Origin of the sequence: Wenyingzhuangia sp. 2_MG-2023, from assembly GCF_030548295.1 — a bacterium.
Lineage (GTDB): Bacteria > Bacteroidota > Bacteroidia > Flavobacteriales > Flavobacteriaceae > Wenyingzhuangia.
The window spans coordinates 89,114-113,952 of the sequence record NZ_JAUOSB010000004.1 but is presented as its reverse complement, the minus strand read 5'-3'; the positions used below and the strand labels follow the sequence as shown (position 1 = coordinate 113,952).

Genomic DNA, 24,839 nt, shown 5'->3' with positions numbered 1-24,839 from the left:
ATGAAAAAATCAACTTTACTTTATTTTCTAATCTTGTTTTCAGGAGCAATTGGTACTTCTAATGCTCAAAAGCAAAATACATGGCCAGTTCTAAAGTCTTACGATCAAAATCATTTGGATAGAATTGCCATGCCTATAGGTGGTATAGGAACAGGAACTGTATCTATGAGTGGTTACGGAGCTTTAATTGATTGGGAAGTGATGAGTCGTCCAGCCAAAGGTTACAATCCGATATATGCTGGAGTAGAAGTTATCAATCGTGCACCATTTTTTTCTATTTATTTAAAAGAAGAAAATAAAGAAGCACAAGCACTACTTTTAGAGGGGCCAGTACCTATTAGGTTTGACGAAGGGTATTATGGTTCTACAGCTCCAAATCATGGATTGCCACGTTTTAAAGAAGCTATTTTTCAAACCGCTTATCCTTTTGGACAAGTATTGTTAAGTGATCAAGATTTACCGGTAGAGGTAACTGTGGGGGCATTCAATCCATTAATACCAGGAAATATAGAAGATAGTAGTTTACCGATGGCAGTGTTGAGCTACAAAGTAAAAAATACAAGTAGCAAGCCCATCACTATTTCTTTAGCGGGAAACATTCCTAATTTTATTGGATTTGATGGGAAAGAAGGAAAAGCTTATCAAAATATCAATACTTATAAAGAAGAAAATGGATTAAAAGGAATTCATTACACCGCTAGTGAAGAAATTGATAAAGAAAGTATGCAATGGGGAACTTTTAGTATGATGACCAATAGCAAAGAAGAAATTTCTTATCGTACCGCCTGGAAACCTGGAGAATGGGGAAATAGTACTTTAGAGTTTTGGGATGATTATACAGATGACGGACTTTTGGAAGAAAGAACATCAGATCAAAAAAATAATATGGGGTCTTTAGCTGTAAAAACTACATTAGCTCCCAATGAAGAAAAAGACATTCGTTTTTTCATCACCTGGAATTTTCCAAATCGATCTGCGTGGAGAAACGATAAAGAAAATGTAGGAAATTTTTATGCAACACAATTTAAAGATTCATGGGAGGTAGCACAGAAACACGTTGCGAGAATTCCTGAACTAGAACAAAAAACAAAAACTTTTGTAAATGCATTTATCAATAGTGATACTCCTGAAATTATAAAAGAAGCAGCTTTGTTCAACTTAGCACATTTTAGGACTCAGTTGGCATTTAAAACCAACTCGGGATATTATTTAGGATGGGAAGGAATAAAAGACAATGAAGGTAGTGGAGATGGTACTTGTACGCATGTTTGGAATTACGAGCAAACCATTCCTTTTTTGTTTGGAGAGGTGGCAAAAAATATGCGAGAAGTAGAATTTAAGTATGCTACGAATGAACAAGGATTGATGTCTTACCGTATTCATTTGCCATTAAAAACGAAAGGAACAAATTTTGGTTTGGCTGCAGCCGATGGACAAATGGGAAGTATTATGAAATATTACCGTGAATGGCAATTGTCTGGTGATGATGAGTTTTTAAAAGAAAACTGGGGCAATGTAAAAAAAGCCTTGGAATTTTGTTGGATACCTAATGGATGGGATCCTGATAAAGACGGTGTCATGGAAGGAAGTCAACACAATACCATGGATGTAGAGTATTATGGACCTAATCCACAAATGGGCTTTTGGTATTTGGGTGCTTTGCGTGCAACCGAAGAAATGGCCAATTATTTAGGGGATAAAAAATTAGCTAAAACCTGTGAATCTTTATACAATAATGGATCTAAATGGATGGATAAGAACCTTTTTAATGGAGAATATTATGTACAAGAAATAGTGCCTCCAATGCATTTGGATAGCATTGCCAAAGGATTGATACGTGTAAAAAAACGTTTGATCGCTGATGATCCTCAATATCAATTGGGAGAAGGAGTGCTTGTAGATCAGTTGGTAGGACAAGTCATGGCTCATATTCTTGATTTAGGATATTTAGCAGATAAAAACAACATCAAAAAAACAAACGAATCTGTTTTAAAATACAATTATCGTGAGGACTTAATGAAGCACCCTAACTTTATGCGTTCTTATGCTTATGGTCATGAATCAGCATTATTAATGGCTGCTTACCCTGGAAAAAGACCTAAACAACCATTCCCTTATTATACGGAAGTAATGACTGGTTTTGAGCATACAGCAGCAGTAAGTATGTTGTATGAAGGACAGGAAAAAGAAGCTTTAAAAACCATTCAAGACATTCGTAATCGTTACGATGGTAAAAAAAGAAATCCTTTTAATGAGGCTGAATATGGACATCATTATGCTCGTAGTATGATGGCTTGGGCTGGAGTTTTAGCTAACTCAGGTTTTCATTATTCAGGGGTAGAAAAATCAATGACTTTTACGTCTAAATCAGGAACTTATTTTTGGAGTAATGGGTATAGCTGGGGAACTTGTAAAGTAGAAAATAAAGCAGCAGTATTAACGGTGCTTTCAGGACAATTAGAATTAACTAGTTTTTCGTTGGAAGGTGTAGGTACCAAAAAAATGAAGAATAAAATAATGAATAGTTCTAACACATTGAAAATTAAATTATAAAAGAAACAGAATGAGAATAAATTTATGTTTTCTAATCGTTATAAATCTATTTAGTGTTTATTCTTTTGGTCAAAAAAAGCAAAACAAGAAACCCAATATAGTTGTCATTTTTACAGATGATCAAGGGTATCAAGATTTGGGTTGTTTTGGTTCTCCAAACATCAAAACACCCAACATAGATAAAATGGCCTCTGAAGGAATGAGGTTTACAAGCTTTTATGCGCAAACCGTTTGTGGTCCTTCAAGAGCTGCTTTAATGACTGGTTGTTACCCAATGCGAAATGCTAGAAATGATAATGGAGAAGTTCCTCATCCTAAGTTATCTTTAAGTGAGGTGACCATTGCCGAGGTGTTAAAATCTGTAGGCTATAGAACTGGAATGATTGGTAAATGGGATTTGGCAGGGCATAATCCTGAAAAATTCAATCCCGACTTATTACCGATACATCAAGGTTTTGATGAGTCTTTTTTTACACCAACCAGTAATGATGTTCGTGTTCATTTAATTCGAAATAAAAAAGTGGCTGAATTAAATGCAGATATGTCAACCTTGACTAAAAAATATACGGATGAAGCTATTGATTTTATCAAGAAAAACAAAGAAGAACCGTTTTTTCTTTATTTAGCGCATACCATGCCACATACAAAATTAGCGGTTTCTGATGAGTTTAGAGGAAAGTCAGAAGGAGGTTTGTATGGAGATGTTATTGAAGAAATAGATTTTAATGTTGGACGACTTTTAGGGCAATTAAAGGATAGTGGATTAGATAAAAATACATATGTGATTTTTACGAGTGACAACGGTCCCTGGTGGATTAAAGGTAAATATGCAGGGCATGCAGAACCGCTTAGAGGAGCCAAAACATCTGCTTGGGAAGGTGGTTCACGTGTTCCATTTATTATTAGAGCACCAGGAAAAGTACCTGCAGACACTTCATCAGATCTTGTAACTGCAACCATAGACTTATTACCAACCATTGCTAATTTAGCAGGAGCAAAAGTTCCTACAGATAGAGTAATAGATGGTTTAGATATTTCCGATATCATTCATGGAAAATCAAAATATTTTATTAGACCTTTTTTCTACTATCAGCATCAAGAGTTGAGAGCTGTTCGCCAAGGAAAATGGAAATTACACTTAGCACATCATCCTAATCCTAAATCTATCGTTTATAAAAAATGGCCGAACCATGTAGCACCGAAAGATCGAATTTTATTTACAAAACCGATGTTGTATAATCTAGACGAAGATATTGCGGAAACGACTGATGTTGCGGAAAAGCATCCAGAAATAGTTGCAGAATTGACAAAGCTTTTAGATTGGGCAAAAGAAGATATTGGTGATTTTGAAAAACGAGGAAAAAATGCTCGTCCACTAGGTAACGAACCTTATTTTACACCAAATAACATGATTCCTATAAAGTAAAAAAAGATGAGAAGATTAATGAAAATAATAATACTTGTCTTGGTAATGTTTATCAGTAATTATTCAATAGCACAAAAGAATAAAGAGGAGCCAAACATTATTCTAATTTTTGCAGATGATTTGGGTTATGGAGATATAAGTTCTTATGGAGCAAAGGGAGTTGCTACTCCAAATATTGATAAAATAGGAGAAGATGGAATTAAATTTATGGATTTCTTTATTCCATCCAATGTGTGTAGTCCCTCAAGAGCTTCTTTGCTTACAGGACGTTACCCTATGAGAAATGGTTTTCCAGTTCCCATCAATTACAAGCGTAAAAAACAGGCTAATTATGGATTGCATCCTGATGAGTTGACGATTCCTATGTTTCTAAAAGAAGCAAACTACAATTCCATTTGTATTGGTAAATGGCATTTAGGGTATAAAACCAAAGGTTCTCATCCATTAGATAAAGGATTTGATGAATATTATGGTAGAATTGAGGGGTTTAACCATGCGAATAGAAACGAGCAGGTGGTGTTTCATCAAAGAGATTCTATAAAAGCGGTTGCTTTTGAAGAGTTAATGGAATTATACACCAACAAAGCCATTGATTTTATCCATAAAAATAAAGAAAAACCATTTTTCTTATACCTAGCTCATCATGCAGTACATCTTCCCATTTTACCAAGTGAAAAATTTAAAGGCACTTCTAAAATAGGAACCTATGGAGATTTTATACATGAGCTAGATGATAGTACAGGAAAGGTAATGAAAGCTTTAAAAGAAGCAGGAGTAGAAGAAAATACATTGGTGATTTTCACCTCGGATAACGGGCCTGCTCGTGCTGCTGTAAAAGTAGCATCTACAGGAGGGTTGTCAGGAGGTAAGTATGGAACTATGGAGGGGGGGCATCGTGTACCAGGGATGATGTCTTGGAAGGGGAAAATTAAAAAAGGACAGGTATCAAATCTGACTATTTCATCCATGGATTTATTGCCAACTATTGCTGCTATGGTAGAAAAACCATTACCTAAGGATAGAATCTACGATGGTGAAAATATATTGCCTTTGTTAAAAGGAGAAAGCCATGTGAATCCCCATAAACTCCTGTATTATTATAATGGAACCAATTTGCAAGCAGTGCGTAAAGGAAACTGGAAGTTACACATTCCTAGAACTGTAAATGATCAACCGTTTTGGTGTAAAGTAGGCGATAAAAGAAAAGGATTTGTAAATCTTTCAGAATACAAACTGTACAATTTAAAAGAGGATGTTAGTGAGACAAAAAATCTTTCTCTCCAATATCCAAAGCTGGTAGAAGAACTAAAATTAGAAGCAGAAAAAATAAGAAAAGAGCTTGGTGATGTTCATGTAGTTGGAAGAGATCAGCGCGTAGTGCCTTTTGATAACCCGCAAGAAAAATAACAACAAGTATGCATTTAAAAATGAAATTTAATCCGAAAATAATATTCAAATGGAGTCTGGTTTTTCTGAGTTTGTTTGGTATTCAAATGCCTAAGTTATTGGCCCAAGAAAAACCCAATGTCATTATTCTTTTTGCAGATGATTTAGGGTACGGAGATTTAAGTTGTTATGGTGCACAAGATGTACAAACACCTAATATTGATGCGTTGGCTAGTGAAGGGTTGAGGTTTACAGACTTTCAAGTGGCTTCATCTGTTTGCAGTCCCTCAAGAGCAGCATTGTTAACAGGTCGTTATCCTATGCGAAATGGATTTCCTGTAGCGCAACATTTGGGTGAAAAACACAAGAATTACGGTTTACATCAAGATGAAATTACCATTGCAGATATCCTTTTAGAACAAAAGTATGCTACCATGGCTATTGGAAAATGGCATTTAGGTTTTGAAAAAGGAATGCAACCTGTAGATCATGGTTTTCAAGATTTTTATGGTTTACAATCTAATTGGCACGATGGTGATCCTAAATTAATGCAACTGTATAAGAATAGAGAAGTTGTACAAGAAAATGTACCTTATGAAGCATTGATAAAAAACTATACAAGACAGGCGATAGATTTTATAGAAACGAATAAGGAAAATCCATTTTTTCTTTATTTAGCTTATAACTCAGTGCACTCACCAATTATAGTTAATAAAGAATTTATTGGTACTTCTAAAGGAAGTTTGTATGGAGATTATGTTCAAGAATTAGATTATTTCGTTGGGGAATTAACAAGTGCTCTTTCTGATAATAAATTAGACGAAAACACTATTGTAATTTTCTTATCTGATAACGGTCCGGCTCTTTGTCATTTTGGAGGTTCAGCAGGTCCTTTAAACGGAGGGAAATACACAACAATGGAAGGTGGTTTTCGTATTCCAGCCATTGTCAAATGGAAAGGGGAATTTGCTGCAGGAGTAAATGATACTTTTTTGTCTTCTATGGATTTATTACCAACCATAGCAAGTTTAACAGGAGCAAAAATACCTAATGATAGAGTAATTGATGGAAAAGATATCAGCGCTATTTTAAAAGAAGGGAAAGGAACATCTCCTCATGAATATGTATACTATTACAATGGAGCAAACTTACAAGCAGTAAGAAAAGATAAATGGAAATTACATCTTCCTAGAACCTTAGAAGATCAGCCTTTTTGGTCTAAAAAAATGATAGGAAAATCTTTTAAAGGTAAAAACCTTAAAAATATTTCATGTAAAGGTTTAGAAGTATTAACACGACCACTTTTATTTAATTTAGAGAAGGATATGGGAGAATTGACAGACATTTCTCATAAACATCCCGAAATAGTAAAAGAGTTACTGGTAGAAGCAGAAAGAATTAGAAAAGAGTTAGGAGATGTTGATATAGTAGGAACTGATCAACGAATACCTCCATTTAAGAATATTCAAGAAAAAAATTAAATCATTATCAAAGTAAAATTTTAGAGAGGTCTTATTAATTCCATAAATATTTATACTCAGGAAATTAAAAATCACGATTAACGTAAGTGAACTCTACTCTATAAACCCAATAAATTATAAAACTATGTATCATAAAAAAAACTTTTTAACCTTTTGTATCGTCTTAATATTGAGTCAATTTAGCTTTGCACAAGCCAATCAAAAATTACCAAATGTTGTTTTAATCAATGCTGATGATTTGGGCTATGGAGATTTAGGGTGCTATGGTGCTACGAAAGTGAAAACACCGAATATTGATCAATTAGCAAGTGAAGGGAAAATATTTACAGATGCTCATTCTGCTTCTGCAGTTTGTACACCATCTCGTTATGCATTACTAACAGGGCAATATCCTGTAAGAGCAAATAACGGAAAAGGAATCTGGGGGCCAGCTCCCATCACTTCAGAATTATTAATTAAACCGAACCAAACCACCATAGCCGATGTGTTTAAAAATAGCGGTTATGCAACTGCTGCTTTGGGAAAATGGCATTTAGGTTTTAAGATTGGAGAAAATAATTGGCAAGAACCGTTAAGTCCAGGTCCTAACGATGTTGGTTTTGATTATTACTACGGAGTTCCTATTGTAAATAGTGCACCACCTTATGTGTATGTAGAAAACACACAGGTAGTTGGAGGAGATTCAAAAGATCCTTTGGTGTATATAGGTAAAGGAAAACCCAATGAAGTGACTCCAATTACACCCATTCCAAAAGAAGCATCTCAACGAACGGTTAATATGTTTAAAGGAGCTAAAGTTGCTCACAAATTGTACAATGATTATACAGTTGGACAAGTGTTAACAGAAAAAGCAGTGAATTGGATTACAGATAAAACAACCAAAGAAAAAGAAAATCCATTCTTTTTATACATGGCTACTACACATATTCACCACCCTTTTACACCAGGAAAAAACTTCCAAGGAAAAAGTGATGCAACTCTTTATGGTGATTTTATTCAAGAATTAGATTGGATGGTTGGTGAAGTTTTGGCTACACTAGAAAAACAAGGAGTTAGTAATAATACATTGGTAATATTTACCAGTGATAACGGTGCAATGTTAAATTTAGGAGGTCGTAATGCCATAAAAGCTGGGCATAAAATTAATGGAGATTTGCTAGGATTTAAATTTGGAGTTTGGGAAGGTGGTCATCGCATACCGTTTATTGCCAAATGGCCTGGTAAGATCCAAGCAGGAACAGTGTCTAATCAACTAATATGTAATGTAGATATGTTGGCTACATTTATGGCGATTACAAAACAAGAAGGTAATGAGTTAGAGAATACAGATAGTGTAAATATATTGGCTGCTTTGATAGACAATCCAAAGGAGAATATTAGAAAAGAATTGATATTAGCTCCAAGAAAAGAAGGTCATTTATCTCTTAGAAAAGGAAAATGGATGTATATACCTGCGCAAGGTAGTGGAGGTTTTTCAGGATCTAAACCAAATCATCATGCATGGGGAGGTGCTCCTGCAATAGAATTTGTAGGAAGTGTGAACAGTGATATAAAGGATGGTAAAATTAAAAAAGAAGCTCCAGTAGCACAATTGTACAATTTGTCAAAAGATAAATATCAAACCACCAATGTATACAAACAATACCCTGAAAAGGTTAAAGAAATGGAAGCTGTTTTAGAAACGTATAGACCAAAAACGAATTAGATTTTTATGAAAAATACACAAATGAAAAAAAATCAAACAACAGGGTTTTTGGTCTTGTCAATAATTTTAATGATTTCTTGTGAAACCAAAAAAAAATCTGAAAGTAAAGACAATTCTTTAAATATTCAGCAAGATCAAAGTGAACAAATAGAAGGAGCTACCTATGGTGATGATGTTGCTTTTATGCAAGATTACATAAAGATCATTGAACTTACAGATGAATCAAAGCAATCAAAAGTAGCTATTTCTGCTGCATTACAAGGTAGAGTAATGACCAGTAGTGCTTTTGGAAATGAGGGAAGAAGCTACGGTTGGATTAACAGAGATTTGTTCAAATCCAAAGATACCTTAGAACATATTAATGTGTTTGGAGGAGAGGAACGTTTTTGGTTAGGGCCAGAAGGAGGGCAATATTCTATTTTCTTTAAAAATGGAGCAGAATTTACATTAGATAATTGGTATACTCCAAAGCTAATAGACTTAGATCATTTTGATGTAAAAAGCGTAACCTCAAACAAAGCGATTTTTACTAAAAAGGCCTCTTTAAAAAATTATTCTGGATTTCAATTTGATTTAGGTATTGAACGTGAGATTGCTGTTTTATCAAGAACTGAAATTCAAAAAGAATTAGGGTTAAATACCTTTTCAGATGAATTAAAAACGGTTGCATATAAAACGACCAATACACTTACAAACTTAGGGAAAACCAATTGGAAAAAAGAAACCGGATTGCTTTCTATTTGGTTGTTAGGTATGTTCAATCATTCGCCAAATACTATAATTATGGTTCCTTATGTTCAAGGTGATGATGCTGAATTGGGAAAGGTAGTAAATGATACTTATTTTGGAAGAGTACCCTCAGATCGTTTGGTAGTGAAAGAAGGTGTTATTTATTTTAAAGGAGATGGAGCGTATAGAAGTAAAATAGGGCTGTCTCCTAAAAGAGCTAAAAACATAGCGGGTTCTTACGATTCTAAAAACAGAATTTTAACACTGGTAAAATACAACAAGCCTAAAAATGCAATAGATTATGTAAACTCTATGTGGGAAATTCAGGACGAACCTTTTGAGGGAGATGTTGTCAATGCCTACAATGATGGAGAGCCAGAACTAGGAGCAAAGCCTTTAGGGCCTTTTTATGAGTTAGAAACATCATCGCCAGCATTGGCTTTAGAGCCTGGAGAAAGTGGAACGCATGTACAATTAACTTGTCATATAGAAGGGGATGTAGCAAGGTTAAATCCAATAATAAAACAACTTTTTGGAACATCTGTAGAGGATGTAAAAACAATTTTTAACTAAAATGATGAAAATCTTTAAAACGATAAACCTGGTTTGTGGTTTCCTTTTTATAGCATTTGTGGGTATTAGTCAAAACAAACAAGTAAAAAAGCCTAATATTATTTTTATTATGGCTGATGATTTAGGTTGGCAAGATGTTGGTTTTATGGGGAGCAAATGGTTTGAGACTCCAAATTTAGACAGATTTGCTAAAGAGAGTTTGGTGTTTAGTAATGCATATATGTATCCAACATGCTCACCCTCAAGAGCAGCTTTGTTAACGGGTAAACAATCTTTTAGAACTGGAGTTTACAATGTGCCTGTGTTAGAAAAAGGGGATGCACAACATAATATTTTCTCACGTTGGACAGTTGATTTAAAACATACCATGTATGCAGCACCTTTAAAAGATGCAGGTTACAAGTCTATTCATTTGGGTAAATGGCATGTGGTGGGACCCAATCCAGAGGAAGAAACTAATGATCCATTTGTTAAACCATTAAAACAACCCGCCAATGGAAATTTAGACTGGTTGTCTGATCATAAATCAGCAGAAATTCAACAATATTATCCTGTAGGAAAAGGATTTGATAAAAATGTTGGAGGTTCTTGGTGGGGAGATCCTGCAAGAGGTTATGCCAAAGGATACAAATCTGAAAGTGGAGGTTACAAAGCCCCCTTTAAAAATCCTTTTATAGAGGATAGAAATGATGATGAATGGCTGACAGATAGGTTAACAGATGAAGCGATTCATTTTATAAAAGAAAATAAAACAGCACCATTTTTTGTCAATCTTCATTACTATGCTCCACATCGTCCAACAGTACCAAGAAATTCAAAGCAATATCAAAAGTTTTTAAATAAACTTCCAGATACTATAACGGGACAAGGAGAAGAACGATTAGAAGAAATTGCGGGTTATGCAACTATGATTGCTTCTATTGATGAAAATGTAAAACGCATTTTTGATTATTTAGATCAAGAGGGATTAAGAGAGAATACTATAGTAATCTTTACTTCAGACAATGGGTTCAACGGTTTACAAAGTAACACGAATACATTGCGTGGAGCTAAGGGAACTGTTTATGAAGGAGGAATTAGAGTACCTGCTTTTGTAAATTGGAAAGGAAGTATAAAACCAGGAAACTCTGATATGCCTATTTGTGGAATGGATTATTTTCCTACGTTTTTAGAGTTGGCTAAAATTAAAGATTACAAAGGTATTTTAGATGGTAAAAGTATTGTTCCGCTCTTACAAGATATAAGTTTTACCGAACGCTCTCTTTTTTGGCATATCGCTAGTACTTATAAAAATCCACCATGTTCAATTATTAGAAAAGGAAACTGGAAGTTGATTCAGTTTGTAAATGATGGAAAAGTAGAGCTTTACAATTTAAAAGAAGATTTAAAAGAAACAGAAAATCTTGTAGACCAAAATCCAAAAAAAACGATGCAGTTGTTGGAGGAATTAGTTAATTGGAGAAAAGAGAACCATGTTCCGTTACCCCCAGTATCCGTCTTAAAATCTACTTAGAATATAAAATATGCAATATGATCAATAAATTAAGTATACTAGTTTTAGTAATAATGTTAGGTAGCTGCCGGGGAATTCAAAATCCTATTTTAAAAAAGACAGCTAAAAATTTTATTTATGCTGCCGATCCTGCAGCAGAGGTTTTTAAGGATACAGTCTATGTTTACAGCTCTAGAGACGTGCCCAATGCGGTGTCTTATAAAACAATGCAAGACTATGCGGTATTATCTTCTCCCGATATGAAAACATGGACGAACCATGGAGTGGTGCTTAAGCCAAGATCTTATGATTGGGCATATGGTCAGATGAATGCACCAGACGTGGCTTATAAAAACGGATGGTATTATTTTTATTTTCCTTATGATAAAACAAACATAGGTGTTGCAAAAAGTCGTAGTCCTATAGGTCCTTGGGAAGAAGCTGTTACTGATAAAATTACCAGCATTTTTGATCCTTGTGTGATAGTAGATGATGATGGTCAGGCTTATATATATGGAAACGATCATAAAGTGGATATAGGAGAGCCGGGATCACATATTATGGGGGCTAAGTTAAAAGATAATATGATTGAATTAGATGGGGCTTGGGTGCAGTTAAGTAAAGAAAAGGTGAATGAAGCAGTACATGTATTCAAACGCAAAAAAACGTATTATTTTCATGCAAGAGTTGGTAAAAATACCAATTATTGGATGGCAGACTCTCCTCTACCTCAATATGCTATGCCTAAGGGTAAATTAGCTCCAGATGCTCCTAATGCTCCTAATCATGCATCAGTAATAGAATTTAAAAAGGAATGGTACTTTTTTTACCACAGAGGAGATGTAAATGAGGGATCTTTTCATAAGAGATCTACCTGCTTTGATAAGATGAAATTTAGAGAAGATGGCACCATAGAAACAATTATCTATGCTATAGATGAAAAAAGTCTGAATGAAATAAAAAAGAAATAAAATGAAACATCAAAAAAATAAAATTGTAACAAAAATTTGTTCTTCTATTGCTTTAATCACTCTAATAAGTTGTGGTGTAAATAAAAACAAAGAAAAAACAGAGCAAGAGTTAGTAAGTTCTGTAAAAACATCTTCTTTAAAATTCACCTATCAAAATATTACGGGTATAGGAAAAGATAGTCTTTACAACCGAAGAGATAACAGTGATGTGATTAAAGTAGGTGATACTTATTATGTTTGGTATTCTAGAATGGATAGTCCTATAACTTCGGGCTATTGGGCAACTATATGGTATGCAACTTCTAAAGATGGAGGGTATTCTTGGCAAGAGCAAGGACAAGCATTAGGTTTAGGAGAAAAAGGAGCTTTTGATAGTCATTCAGTTTTTACTCCAAATATTTTGGCTTACCACGGAAAATATTATTTGTATTACACAGGAGTAAAGCCTACCCCAGGGAATCCTAAAGGAGAGTTTGAAGGAAATCATACTACAGATTTTACTGCATTTGGTTTAGCAGTAGCAGACAATCCTAATGGTCCTTTTAAAAGAGTAGAAAACAATCCTATTTTAGAGATTGGTAAAACACCAGAAGATTTTGATAGTTATAGAATAGATGATGCTAGTTTAATGGTAAGTAATAATAAGATTTTGTTGTATTACAAAGGAAGGTCTATTGTTCATGGAGCTAAAGGACCAAAGTTAACGCAAATGAGTGTTGCCTATGCAGACCAACCGGAAGGACCTTTTGTAAAACATAAAGGTGCACTTTTAGATAAAAGTCATGAGGTATTGGTTTGGAAAAAAGAAGGAGGAGTGGCTTCATTAGCATCGATCAGTAAAACCGTTAATTATGCTAAGGATGGAATTCATTTTTCTACGATGGCAGAAAATCTAACCAATATCCCTAAAGCACCAGGCTTGTATCGCCCAGATTTAGAAGATGGAAATAAAGGAGATAATATTCCTGGTTGGGGAATTGCCATGAAGGTTAAAAAAGGAGAAGCGTATTTGGTACGTTTTGAGATGGAGTAAAGGTTAAATTATTTTTTAAGACTGTGGTTTCTAACAAGAATAGAATAAAGACAATGTTTTTGTTAGAAACAACAGCTCTGAAATAGTCAATATATTTAATTTTTTAAAGGAATTAGAGGGGTTGAATTTAGGTGGTGTTTTAGATAGGAAGATTTATTTTAATGGTGGTTCCTGTATTTGGAATTGAATCTAAATAAAAAGTACCTTTTAAAAGTTGTACTCTATTTTTTACGCTTTGCAAACCAACTCCTTTTGTGTTTTTAACGATTGAAAAACCAGTACCGTTGTCTTTTACTTCTAGAGACAAGTAACTTGAAAAGTAGACAAAATTGATGACAAGTTTCTCTGCTTTAGAATGTTTGATGACGTTAGCGCTAAGTTCAGTAATAATTTTATAGATTTCCTGTGCATGAATTTTGGGAATAGGTAATTGAGTTGTGTTTGTGTATGAAAAGTGAATGTCTAGAGAAGTCAAACTCTTCATTTTATCACAATAATTCTCAATAGATTCTCTAAAATTTTTGTCGTATACATTGGGGATAAACATGTTTGTCAACAACAATTGATATTCATTTCTAAATGCACTGATAATTTCTGTAAGCTTTTCTGTGTTTGGGTTGGTTAATACTTGTAGGTTTAAAGCTTCTATATAACTACCAAAAGTATCGTGCACATTGCTAGAAAATTTATGTTTTTGCTGATCTTCTATTCCCAATAAAGAAGTTCTAAGTTTTAAGTTTTCTTTTTCCAAAGTAATAGAAAGTAGTTTTCCTTTTACAATTTCAGAAATAATATAGAACATAATCAAGACCAATTCTAAAATTACAGTTAAGTAAAAAATATCTGTAAAAAAATAACTTTTTAGCAAAGATGAATTTTGAATAGGATTGTAAAATTGATATGTAAATGTTCCAATAATTGAAACGATAAAACCAATAGCCAAATAAGCAGGGATTATTTTTTTGATGAGAAGAAATGCGTGTATCAATCCCGTTGAGACCAAGCAAATCTTTAAGATAGTCCAAACAAATAAATACCAGTAAGGCAGTCCCCCAAAGCACATTTTATAGACGTAAACAAGAGCAAGTGCCAAACAAATATATCCAATACCTAAGAATATTTTTTTAAAGTAACGATATTTGTTTTTTAGAGGATAAAAATTGGCATAAAAAAACGCAGCACACATGGTGGCCAATGTGTGTGAAAAACTTTTAGCGGATTGTATTAAGAAATCATAATTATTCCAAATATATTGGGCTCCCACACCTTTGTTAGCAAGAATTGCAGTAATTAAAAACAATATAAAACCACCATACCACAGCAAACTAAATTGTTTCTGAGTAACAAAGAGACAAAGAATAATAAGAATTAAAGAGGACAAAAATGTGAGGGTTGTACCTAGTAAAAAATACTCTATTTGATTCCTTTTTAAGAATTCGTTAGTATTGCTAAAAATCAATTCTAATCTTGCTTTGGGTTCGTCATCTCTAATTTGTATAAAACAATCAGTGGTTTTGTTCGTTGCTTTTAATTCCCATGTGGGATGTCTGTAAAATACATTCTTAAATCCAAATTTCTCATAGTAGTTTATAGTTGCCAAACTATCTATTTGTTGCGTGTCATTATAAGTATATACTTTTCCATGGTGCAAATAGGAATTAGCAATGGTAAAGTAACTGTGGTTTTTATGAGGCGGTATTTTAAAATGAAACCAAACCGTTTTGTTAGAGGGAATAATATGGTAAACATTGTTTCCAAAGGGTTTGGTAAAATCTCCATTTTTGAAATGAACAACCGCTTCGGTTACAGAATTGCATTCAATAGAATCTGCTAAAAAAAAACATTGTTTGTAGATGTTTTTACTTTGCGCGGCTAAAGAAATGCTTGTAAGAAAGGCAACGATTAAGTAAACATATTTCATGGATTAAAGGTAGGTTTATTATATAATAATAATTCCCTCCTTTATACCATATTTAATCAGTTCTAAGTTGTTTTTTGCGCAAGTTTTGGCAAATATATGTTGTTTGTGTGTTTTTAGGGTGTTGATACTGATTCCTAAATGATTTGCAATGTCTTTTTCTGTACTAAATTCAAAGCAAGCTTTTATAATGTCAATTTGTCTAGTGGTCAAATCAGGTTTTAAATAAAGTTCAGCATTTTTAGAATTCTGACGGGCGTTGTTTAACAATTCTCTTATGGCGATAGGAAAATTTTTTAAATCGTTGTCTTTTCCTATAAACAAATCAATACCATTGGTGATGGCTTCTTCTTTTATAATTCCATTGTTGTAACTTGTTAAACAGATAATTTTAAAAGACAATCCTTTAGGTCTTATTTGTTGAAGGTAGTCTAAAGATTTTTCACCATTAAAACTAAGATCCAGAATCAAAAGATCAAAATTGGTGTTGTTAGTTTGTACAATAGTTTCTTTTATAGAATTACATGTTGCCATTACTTTAAAATCTTTAAAAGAACTTAGATAGTTGTCAAGTGCATCTAAAAAGAATTTATTATCGTCAGCAATAATAATTTTATATTTTTTTTCCATAATTACAATATTACTAACGGATATAATGTTGTGTACCATACTAAAGTACTATTTATAGGAAATGAAAAAATGTTTTTTGTTATGTTTTTTTCGAAATCATACTATAGTATTAACATTTGTTGGCTAAATGTCATTTTCTTTGTATGGAATTGCTTTTCTAAAGAAGTGAGGTTAGTAGTGCTAAAATTTAGTTAAAGAAAATTGATTAGCTGTCTAAGAATAGCTGTAAAAATATATGATTGAAAGAGAGAGAGTTAGTGAGTTTTATGTAAAGAGGATTTCTACATACCATAGAAATCCTCTTTTTTTATAGATAAGTTTTAGGTTCTACTTATGAAAAAGAGCGTTTACACCCGTGAAAAAGTTATTTTTATAAAAAACATCAAGGGATTATTTTTTTATGATTGTTAAAATCATACTTTAGTATTAACATTTGTTGAGGGAATGTAACTTACTTTGGATTAAAATATAAAAGTGATATTTAATCTTTTTATGTTTTGAGTATAGTTATCCCTCCTGGTGAGAGAGGAGGGAGTTACTATAACCTATTTTAAGATGAGAATTAACTATAAACTAAACATATGAGAAAATTATTATTAACGATTTGTGCCCTGTTTACTCTAGGAGTAGCAAATGCACAAGAAACTAAAGAAAGACACCATGCCATAGGTCTTAGTGCTGGTACAGGTTTTGGTGTAGATTATTCTTACAAATTGAATGATCATTTTTATGCAACCGCTAGGTATGGAGTTCTAAAATACAAACATGAGGATTATGAGTATGAAATAGATGGCGAGAACATGTCCATAGATGGTGAATTTGACTTTGGACATGTAGATGCATTAGTAAGTATTGCTCCGTTTGGAAAAGGATTTAGATTTGTATTGGGTGCTGGTTATTTTACAAGTAGCCAAGTAGATGTTGACATGACTTTTACCGAGGAGACAAAAATAGGAGATGTAGTTTTTACTCCAGACGAAACAGGAGAGATCTTTATCAATGCAGAATGGGATAATTTATTGCCTTACTTTGGTATTGCTTTTGGAAAACCTGTACCTAAAACAGGATTTGGTTTTGGATTAGAATTAGGAACTTATTACGATGCAGACGGACCAAAAATGTCACTAGATGCTACAGGTATAATAGAGGAAACCAAAAACCAAGAAGCATTGCTACAAGAAAGTTTTAAAGAAAATAAATTTTTGCCTTATGTTTCCTTAAGGCTTGCTTTCTCTTTTTAGTCTAAAGAAATAACTACTAAAACATAAAAAAATGAAAACAATAAAATATATAATGATAGCATTTTTACTTGGGTTACAAGTAGGATGTATCGATACAAAATTTGAAGATGAGTTTAAAATATCTGTAACGCCAGATGCAGTTGTAAATAAAATAAACGTGCGGTTATTAGATTTTAACACTTTTTTATCTGTGGATGATGCTAGAATCACTTTTACAGGTGATAATGCTCAGTATGTATACAATGAAGCTGGTCGATCACAATCATATGAAAAAGATGAATATGGAAAATATATATATGAATCACATGAATTTAATGCAGAGGATGGTATTTTTTCTTTTGGAGTAGAAAGAAAAGCAAATGCTAGTGCAGACAATCCTATAGCTGTAACCATGACCATTTCTGCTACAGGATTTAATGATAAAGTAATTGAAGTTGTTTTTGATGGTGCAGAAGAAGCACAATCGTATCCAGTTGCATTGTTTCCAACATCTGGGGTCTCATTTGTAACTAAAGCAGGAAAAGTAAACAATACTTTTGAAACATTGGCAGAAGCTTGTGAAGTTCCTGATGATGCAGTTGTGTTTAGTTTTACCAACAATTCTTTATACGCTGATATGAAATATGCAATTTATGATGATGCTGGAAATTATTTAAATGGGGGGGCGTTTCCTGCTCCTGTTGGTACATTTACTATTACTGGAGCTATATTAAAAAATAACGATTTTTATGGTGCTCTAAAAATTCTTTTAAACGGAGAGTATCAGTTTTCATTAGGAAGATTTGATTATACTACATTTACTTTTGAAACACTAATAGACAAACAAACTATTTCTGTATGTGAAATTATTGAAACTGGAACACCAGTAGAGAGTGATGTTACTTCTGATGAAGCTATAACAGATTACAATCTTGATTTAACAATTGATTGTGATGCAAATATTATTTTAAACGGTTACGATGTTTACTACAGAGCAGCTGGAGAGACCAACTTTAAATACTTCCAAACAATAAAAAATGGATGGATCAAAGGAACAGGGCCTGCTTTAGAGGATGATACAATCTATCAATTTAGAATTAAATACGATGGTAAGTTTAGAATTACACCAGATTCAGGAGAGAATGCAATCAAAGGTTCTGATGTAAAAGATTCAGGTATAAACTTAAATCAAGATGGTTTGTGTACAGAAGTGAATAAAATTATAAATGGTTAAATAAATCATTATTATACAGACTTAGATTAGATCTGGATAGTATTTAAAATCCCAAACAAGCAGTATGCTTGTTTGGGATTTTTTTGTTTAAATAACATGTTAATGTTAGAAAGTGTATTTGTTCATCGTTTTTCTCTTGATAGCTTTTTTTATGTCATAAAATCAATAGCAAGAAAAAAAATAACTGTCACAGCGCAAAAAAGAATTCAAAACCCAATTCGTTAACATTAAATTAACATAGAGAAGGTGAGAATGGCATACCTGTGTTTTGATAGCTTATGAATTTCTTAAAAAAGGAGCTTTGAAATTGAATATTGTACAAGCTTAAAATATTTTTACTTTTTTATAAATTTATTATCTAGCATAATTTTAGGGACTTCGTGAAAATAAGCCTTTTGGAATCAGGTCTTTAATGTTGACATTAAATTAAACTCGGTTAGGTATTTCAGCTTTAACTTTGTAGTAAATCAAAACTATAATACTATGAGAAAATTTATCTTAATCGCAGTGCTATTGTTGGTAGGAGTTACCTACGGACAAAATTACACCTATCCAGTTGGGTTGTATAGTTATGAATCTTTATCTACCTTAAACGCTTATGAGAAGAATGTTGTTGATGAGATTCTTGAAGAGGTAAAAGTTGTTAAGCCAATTATTGCAAATCAAAACGAACAAAACTATATGTATCCTGTTGGATTGTACAATTACAATTCATTCTCGATGGTTAAAAAGATGAATCGTGATGAAGAATTTGTGAAAAAAGCAAAAACAAAAGAACAGCTTTTGGCCGAAGATCTTAAAAAGAAAAATGAAAAGTCTAGAAGTAACATTGTAATTAGAAAAGCCAAAACAGAGGTGTTGGTTCGTTACAACGGTAAATATTCTAGCATCAAATTGGTCAACTTAAAAGGTGATGAGGTTGAGGCTGATTTTAGTAAAAAATACAGAGGTTTAATTGTTCCTAGAGCTAAAGAGGAACAAAATTATTTCTTAGAAGTTGTAAAAAACAACTCTAAAACGTATTACCACCAAGTTTCTTTGTAAATTGAAGAGAAGAAAGCAAAGGGTTTAAATTTAACAGGTAAAGGGAAGCATTAAATAATGCTTCCCTTTTTTAGTTTTCCTGAAAACAAAGAAAGAGCCTTATCAATATTTTGATAAGGCTCTTTTTATTGTTGCAATCCAGCTTATGTTTAAGCGGAGTTTCTACTTGCGTTGGTGTTTCCAAATAACGATCTAGTTACTATTTTTTCAAAAGTCTCTAAACGTTTGTTGTCTGGGTTTTCTAACTTACTCATATTTTGAACTTCTTTCAATGCGTATTGTTGAATGGTCAACAGTGGCAATACAATAGAATCACGTACAGCAATAGAAGCTTTACCATCAGGATAGTTTTGCATCAATTCTGTGTGACCTGTTAGTTTTAGTAACAATCTCTTTGTCAATTCAAACTCATCATGAATAATGTTCCAGAAAGCTCCAAATTCAGCATCTTTAGCCATGTAGCTTGTCAAATCAAAGAAAGATTTAGCCATAGACATCACACTGTTTTCTAACAAAGTTTTAAAGAAGTTAGAGTTGTTGTACAAGTCTTGAACTTTATCAAACTCTCCTGCATCTTCGTATTTTTTAAAGGCAGTACCAACTCCAAAGAATCCAGGGACGTTTTGTTTCAGTTGTGACCAAGATCCTACAAAAGGAATGGCTCTTAAGTCAGAAAAATTCAATTTGTCAGATTTTGAACGTTTAGAAGGTCTAGAACCAATGTTTGCTTTACCATAGAATTTTAAGGTACTCATGCGCTCTAAGTAAGGCACAAACATTTCATGGTTTTTAAAGTCAGAATAAGCTTTAAAACTAGATTCAGCCAAGTCTTCTAACAATTCTTTTTGTGCATCGGTTAATGAAGCATTCATAGGGTCGTTAAAAATCTTGTTGGTAATACCAGCACCTAACAATTGTTCTATGTTGAACTGAGAAGAATCTAAGTTTCCAAAATTAGAACTAATTGTTTGCCCTTGTATGGTCAACTGAATTTCTTTGTTTTCAATATTATCACCTAAAGAAGCATAAAATTTAGATGTTTTTCCACCTCCACGAGCTGGTGGTCCACCACGTCCGTCAAAGAATATTACTTTAATTCCAAACTCTCTAGATACTTTGGTCAATTCTTCTTTTGCTTTGTAAATACCCCAGTTGGCCATTAAATAACCACCATCTTTGGTACCGTCAGAAAAACCTAACATAATGTTTTGTTTGTTTTTTCTCTTTGCTACATGCTGACGGTATTCTGGAATAGAATACAATTGCCTCATTACTTCTGGAGCAATAGCCAAATCGTCAACAGTTTCAAACAATGGAGCAACATCTACGTTCAAACCATCGTCAAAACCAGAAAGGTTCAACATTGCAAAAGTTTCCATTACATTCAATGCCGTTTGGTTGTTACTAATAATGTAACGGTTGGCACCTCTTTCTCCATTCTCTTTTTGAATAGTTTCAATAGCTCTCATAGAACCTAAAGTTCTAACTACCATTTCTTCAGAGAATTTCTCTGGATTGATGTTTCCCTTTACTTTTGCCAATACTTTAATTTGCTCATCAGGAGACATTTCTAAGTAGTTTGCAGGGAAAGTGGTATCTCCTTTTTCTTGCAATTCTTTTACAATCCCTGTAAAAACATCGTGGTGTACACGGCTGTCTTGACGGATGTCCATAGTTGCAAAATGGAAACCAAATATTTTAACTTTGTTTGTAAAACTATCAACTTCATCTACAAATAAGTTGCTGTGCTCTTCTTTCAATGTTTTTCGGATAGAAGTCATTTTGCTTAACAAAGATTCTACAGAAATTCTAATAGGAGAATTTTCAGTAATACAACTGTCGTATAAGCTAGATTCTATTTCGTTCATCAATTCAAAAATACCTGGAAAAGTCAATCTTCGTTTCAGCTTACGAATGTCTCTGTAGTAATTTTTTAAGATAGTTTGTCTTAGTTTTCTTGCTACTTTTAAGGTAGTTTCTGTAGTTACAAATGGGTTACCATCTCTATCTCCACAAGGCCAAAATCCTAAGTTGATGATTTCATTGTCTACATCCTCTCCTTCGAATAAGTGATAGTGTATGTAATCGTATATTTTACTGATTGAGTGGTAGAATACATTTTCTAAGTACCAGATCAAACTAATCGCTTCGTCGTAAGGAGTTGGTTTTTTATCAGCAAAAAACGTTGTTCTTCCTAATTGAGCCAATAATTTTTTAATCAAGCTTAAATCATCATTTTTAATAGCCTCTTGTAGGTCAGTCAAAATGGTCAAAACAGTACCAGGATAGAATTGTGTAGGGTGAGCTGTTAATACCAATCTTACTTTAAAGTCAGATAAGTATTGTGTTAATTCTCTTCTAACACGCTTAGAACTAGCCTCCTCTTTGATGTTTCTGATGGTTCCGACACCTCCCATGTTGTTGATGATCGGGAAAGCAGCATCTTCTATAGCATCAAATAATACTACTTGACGTTCAATATATTGAATGATTTTAAACAAAAAGCTAATTCTGTCTTCTTCTGAAGCATCAGGTTTGTATTTGTTAAAAAATTCATCTACAATTTCTGTGGGAGTTTTGCCACTTTTAAACCCCTCAATACAAGTCTCGTTAAATAGAGGTAACAATGTTCCTGTTTTACTAACACTATCAAAAGGAAGCGTAGCAAAAACACTATTGTAAACCTGATATTTAGCAAGAACGTTGTCGTTGAATCTTGTTAATTTGGTTTGTTTAGACATGTTTTATTAGATTAATTTAGACCAAGATACAACATGGGAAAGTCTTATAGAAAATTTTTTTAAAAAAATACAGGAAATAATAAAAAAGTTAGAGGGTTAACAACTGATATTTCAACTGAGAATTATCATTGTTTGCTAACAAATATTGTGTTCTCTTTAGGGATTACTTCGGTTAAGTATCTGTCTGACCTGTAGTTGACAATCCATAAAATTTGGTTTTTAGAATTGCATAAAAGCCATGTGTTTTCTTTTTCTATTTTAGATAATTTTTCATCCTTAAAATATTTACTTACTTTTTTCTTTCCTTGCATACCTGTAGGATGAAAAAAATCACCATCTTCTCTTTTTCTAAGAATTAGAGGGAATTGTGTTTTTTCTGGATCCAAAGCAATCGTGTCTCTGTTTAGTTCTTTGGTTTTTGTTGAAAAATGTAAAGAAATAGGAAGGTGTGAGGTGTCGTTTAGGTCTTGGATATAGAAAAATTCTTGTTGTTTATTTTCGGAGCTGTATAGCATCAATACTTCTCTATTGTTCAAAAGATGGTAGGTGTCTGAATGTATTTCTTTTCCCGTTTGAGTTTTTGCTAGTTTTCGCAGTTCTGCTACAGAAGTAAATCCATAAGGTTTAAATACTTCGTAAAGTTCAAAGTCGCTCAGTTGTAACAATGCGGTTTTAGAAATGCTAAGAATGCCTTTTTGTTCGGTAAAAAGGTCTTGTTTTAAGTTGTTTATTTTCTGATCTATAAAATCTCTACTCTGTTTGAGGTGTACAATTGTTTGTGTAAAGTTTTCTTTAAAATTCGGATTTAAATTGTGTAATTCAGGAATTACAAGATGTCTAATTTTATTGCGTAAATAATCAGTTTTGGCATTGCTTTTGTCTTCTCTCCATTTGATGTGGTGGCTAGTGGCATAAGCATCAATTTCATTTCTAGAAAAAATGAGCAAAGGTCTGACAATGTTTCCGTTGATGGCGGGAATTCCAGTCAATCCGTCAATTCCTGTTCCTCTAGAAAGGTTGATGAAAAATGTTTCTATCACATCGTTCAAATGATGGGCAGTCAGAATGGTATCATAATGTTCTGTTTTGCATAATTTATCAAACCAAGAATACCTTAGTTCTCTTGCGGCAATCTGAGTAGAAACTTTGTGTTGTTGGCAATAATTTTTGGTATCAAAACGGATACTGTGGAACGAACAGTTCATGTTAGTAGCAATATTCTTTACGAAAAGTTCGTCCAAATCACTTTCGTGACCTCTCAGTTGAAAATTACAATGCGCAATTCCAATTGAATAATCTAACGCATGAAACAAGTAGGTCATTACAAGGCTATCTATTCCACCCGAAACCGTAAGAAGTAGTTTTTGATCCTTTAAAAAAGGAAAATTTTGCTCTAGATGTTGTTTTAATTTTTGAAACACAATATTTTTTTTAAAAATAAGAATTCTTAATTAGAGAGAACAGCTCTCATTGCCTTGGCTTTTAACAAACATTCTTCGTATTCTTTTTCAGGGTTTGCCATTGCGGTAATGGCACTTCCTACAGAAAAAGAAACGTATTTTTTTTGAGCGTTGTAAACAATGCTTCGGATGACTACGTTAAAATCAAAATCTAGTTCAGGTGTAAAATAACCCACGGCTCCAGAGTAAATTCCTCTTTTGCTAGCTTCCAGTTCTTCTATCAAATTCATTGCTGCAATTTTTGGGGCTCCAGTCATACTTCCCATTGGATAGCAGGCTTTGATAGCATCTACAGGGTGAATATTGGGTTGAATCTGACAGCTTATTGTTGAAATCATTTGATGCACTTGTTTGAAACTGTAGATACCACAAAGTTCATCCACTTTTACACTTCCTTTTTGAGCAATATGAGACAAGTCGTTTCTAACCAAGTCTACAATCATTATGTTTTCTGCAATTTCTTTGGTGTTGTTTTTTAGTAGGTGAATTTGTTCTTGGTCTTTCTGAACATCAGATCTTCTTTTCGCTGTTCCTTTGATAGGTTCTGAAATAAGTGTCTCTCCTGTTTTTTTTAGAAAACGCTCTGGCGAAGCAGAAAGTAAAAACAGATGTTCCATTTTTAAATAACTAGCAAAAGGAGTTGCAGATATCGTGTTCAAATCCAAATACGTTTGCAAAGGGTCTATTAGTGCGTTTTCTGCATAAAATTCTTGACAAAAATTAAGTTCGTATACATTTCCCAGGTGAATTTCAGTCAATGCTTTTTTTACCTGCTGGATGTAATTTTCCTTGTCAATTCTGTGTTTGATTTGAATGGAATTCTTTACGGTTTTTGTATTGACAAAAGTGTTTATGTTTTTCCAATCTTTATCAATCTCGTTTTTAAAAGCCAAAGGATATTTGAAAATAACTTCTTTAGCAGTAATTTCAATAATTTTTTTAGGTTGAAAAAAATACATGTCTGGAAAATCGACTTCGTAAGTGTTTGTTGAAGTTAAATTTTCAACATCATTTTTCAAATCGTATCCTAAAAACCCAAACACATAATCTTGAAGGGGAGTAATATAGCTCTTTAACTGTGCAAAAGCGTTTTTGTAATCAGTACATAAACTACTTATGATATCTACTGCTAAAATAGCTTCTGTGGTAGATTTTAAATGACTGTTAGAATCAAGCCAAGCAACGGTAGTGTGTTGATTTCCCCAGGCCAAAAGTTGTTCTTTTGTTTGTGAGAGGTTGTCAA

General features: G+C 33.2%; 17 protein-coding genes. 12 read left to right on the top strand and 5 right to left on the bottom strand.

Annotated features, from left to right (window positions below):
- The 9 genes from Q4548_RS07150 to Q4548_RS07110 all read left to right on the top strand — a co-directional run bounded on the left by Q4548_RS07150 (position 1) and on the right by Q4548_RS07110 (position 13,349).
- On the top strand, positions 1–2,553 hold the full coding sequence (locus Q4548_RS07150; RefSeq protein ID WP_303453065.1) for a GH116 family glycosyl-hydrolase: 2,553 nt from the start codon (positions 1–3) through the stop codon (positions 2,551–2,553).
- 10 nt (positions 2,554–2,563) lie between these two features.
- Positions 2,564–3,979 carry a sulfatase gene (locus Q4548_RS07145; RefSeq protein WP_303453063.1) on the top strand — a complete coding sequence of 472 codons (1,416 nt, stop codon included), beginning with the start codon at positions 2,564–2,566 and terminating at the stop codon, positions 3,977–3,979.
- Between the two features lie 18 nt (positions 3,980–3,997).
- Positions 3,998–5,386 carry a sulfatase gene (locus Q4548_RS07140; RefSeq protein WP_303453061.1) on the top strand — a complete coding sequence of 463 codons (1,389 nt, stop codon included), beginning with the start codon at positions 3,998–4,000 and terminating at the stop codon, positions 5,384–5,386.
- Positions 5,387–5,406: 20 nt separating this feature from the next.
- Entirely contained in the window at positions 5,407–6,846 is a 1,440-nt protein-coding gene (locus tag Q4548_RS07135) for a sulfatase (RefSeq protein WP_303453058.1), read from the top strand.
- Between the two features lie 124 nt (positions 6,847–6,970).
- Positions 6,971–8,551, top strand: coding sequence for an arylsulfatase (locus Q4548_RS07130; protein ID WP_303453055.1), 1,581 nt, complete (start codon positions 6,971–6,973; stop codon positions 8,549–8,551).
- 21 nt (positions 8,552–8,572) lie between these two features.
- Positions 8,573–9,853, top strand: a complete 1,281-nt coding sequence (locus Q4548_RS07125) for a DUF6786 family protein (RefSeq protein ID WP_303453053.1) — start codon at positions 8,573–8,575, stop codon at positions 9,851–9,853.
- 1 nt (position 9,854) lies between these two features.
- Positions 9,855–11,366 carry a sulfatase gene (locus Q4548_RS07120; protein ID WP_303453050.1) on the top strand — a complete coding sequence of 504 codons (1,512 nt, stop codon included), beginning with the start codon at positions 9,855–9,857 and terminating at the stop codon, positions 11,364–11,366.
- A gap of 17 nt (positions 11,367–11,383) precedes the next feature.
- Entirely contained in the window at positions 11,384–12,316 is a 933-nt protein-coding gene (locus Q4548_RS07115) for a family 43 glycosylhydrolase (RefSeq protein ID WP_303453047.1), read from the top strand.
- A gap of 1 nt (position 12,317) precedes the next feature.
- Positions 12,318–13,349 carry a hypothetical protein gene (locus Q4548_RS07110; RefSeq protein WP_303453044.1) on the top strand — a complete coding sequence of 344 codons (1,032 nt, stop codon included), beginning with the start codon at positions 12,318–12,320 and terminating at the stop codon, positions 13,347–13,349.
- 139 nt (positions 13,350–13,488) lie between these two features.
- Here the strand turns inward: Q4548_RS07110 and Q4548_RS07105 are convergent, their stop codons facing one another.
- Positions 13,489–15,270, bottom strand: coding sequence for a 7TM diverse intracellular signaling domain-containing protein (locus tag Q4548_RS07105; RefSeq protein ID WP_303453042.1), 1,782 nt, complete (start codon positions 15,268–15,270; stop codon positions 13,489–13,491).
- An 18-nt stretch (positions 15,271–15,288) separates the two neighbouring features.
- Positions 15,289–15,897, bottom strand: a complete 609-nt coding sequence (locus Q4548_RS07100; protein WP_303453040.1) for a response regulator transcription factor — start codon at positions 15,895–15,897, stop codon at positions 15,289–15,291.
- Between the two features lie 581 nt (positions 15,898–16,478).
- Here Q4548_RS07100 and Q4548_RS07095 point away from each other — a divergent pair.
- The 3 genes from Q4548_RS07095 (at position 16,479) to Q4548_RS07085 (ending at position 19,395) form a co-directional block, all read left to right on the top strand.
- A complete protein-coding gene (locus Q4548_RS07095) occupies positions 16,479–17,138 on the top strand; it encodes a hypothetical protein (RefSeq protein ID WP_303453037.1) in 660 nt (219 codons plus the stop codon).
- Positions 17,139–17,169: 31 nt separating this feature from the next.
- Positions 17,170–18,351, top strand: coding sequence for a hypothetical protein (locus Q4548_RS07090; RefSeq protein ID WP_303453035.1), 1,182 nt, complete (start codon positions 17,170–17,172; stop codon positions 18,349–18,351).
- 483 nt (positions 18,352–18,834) lie between these two features.
- Positions 18,835–19,395 (top strand): hypothetical protein, encoded by a 561-nt coding sequence (locus tag Q4548_RS07085; RefSeq protein WP_303453032.1) that lies wholly within the window; start codon positions 18,835–18,837, stop codon positions 19,393–19,395.
- Positions 19,396–19,544: 149 nt separating this feature from the next.
- On the opposite strand, the gene Q4548_RS07080 is transcribed toward Q4548_RS07085, so the two are convergent.
- The 3 genes from Q4548_RS07080 to Q4548_RS07070 all read right to left on the bottom strand — a co-directional run bounded on the left by Q4548_RS07080 (position 19,545) and on the right by Q4548_RS07070 (position 24,807).
- On the bottom strand, positions 19,545–22,136 hold the full coding sequence (locus Q4548_RS07080; RefSeq protein ID WP_303453029.1) for a phosphoenolpyruvate carboxylase: 2,592 nt from the start codon (positions 22,134–22,136) through the stop codon (positions 19,545–19,547).
- A 125-nt stretch (positions 22,137–22,261) separates the two neighbouring features.
- A complete protein-coding gene (tilS, locus tag Q4548_RS07075) occupies positions 22,262–23,557 on the bottom strand; it encodes a tRNA lysidine(34) synthetase TilS (protein ID WP_303453026.1) in 1,296 nt (431 codons plus the stop codon).
- Between the two features lie 26 nt (positions 23,558–23,583).
- The gene (locus Q4548_RS07070) at positions 23,584–24,807 is read right to left on the bottom strand and encodes an anthranilate synthase component I family protein (RefSeq protein WP_336622733.1); all 1,224 of its coding nucleotides are present in this window, start codon (positions 24,805–24,807) and stop codon (positions 23,584–23,586) included.
- Positions 24,808–24,839 lie beyond the last annotated feature (32 nt).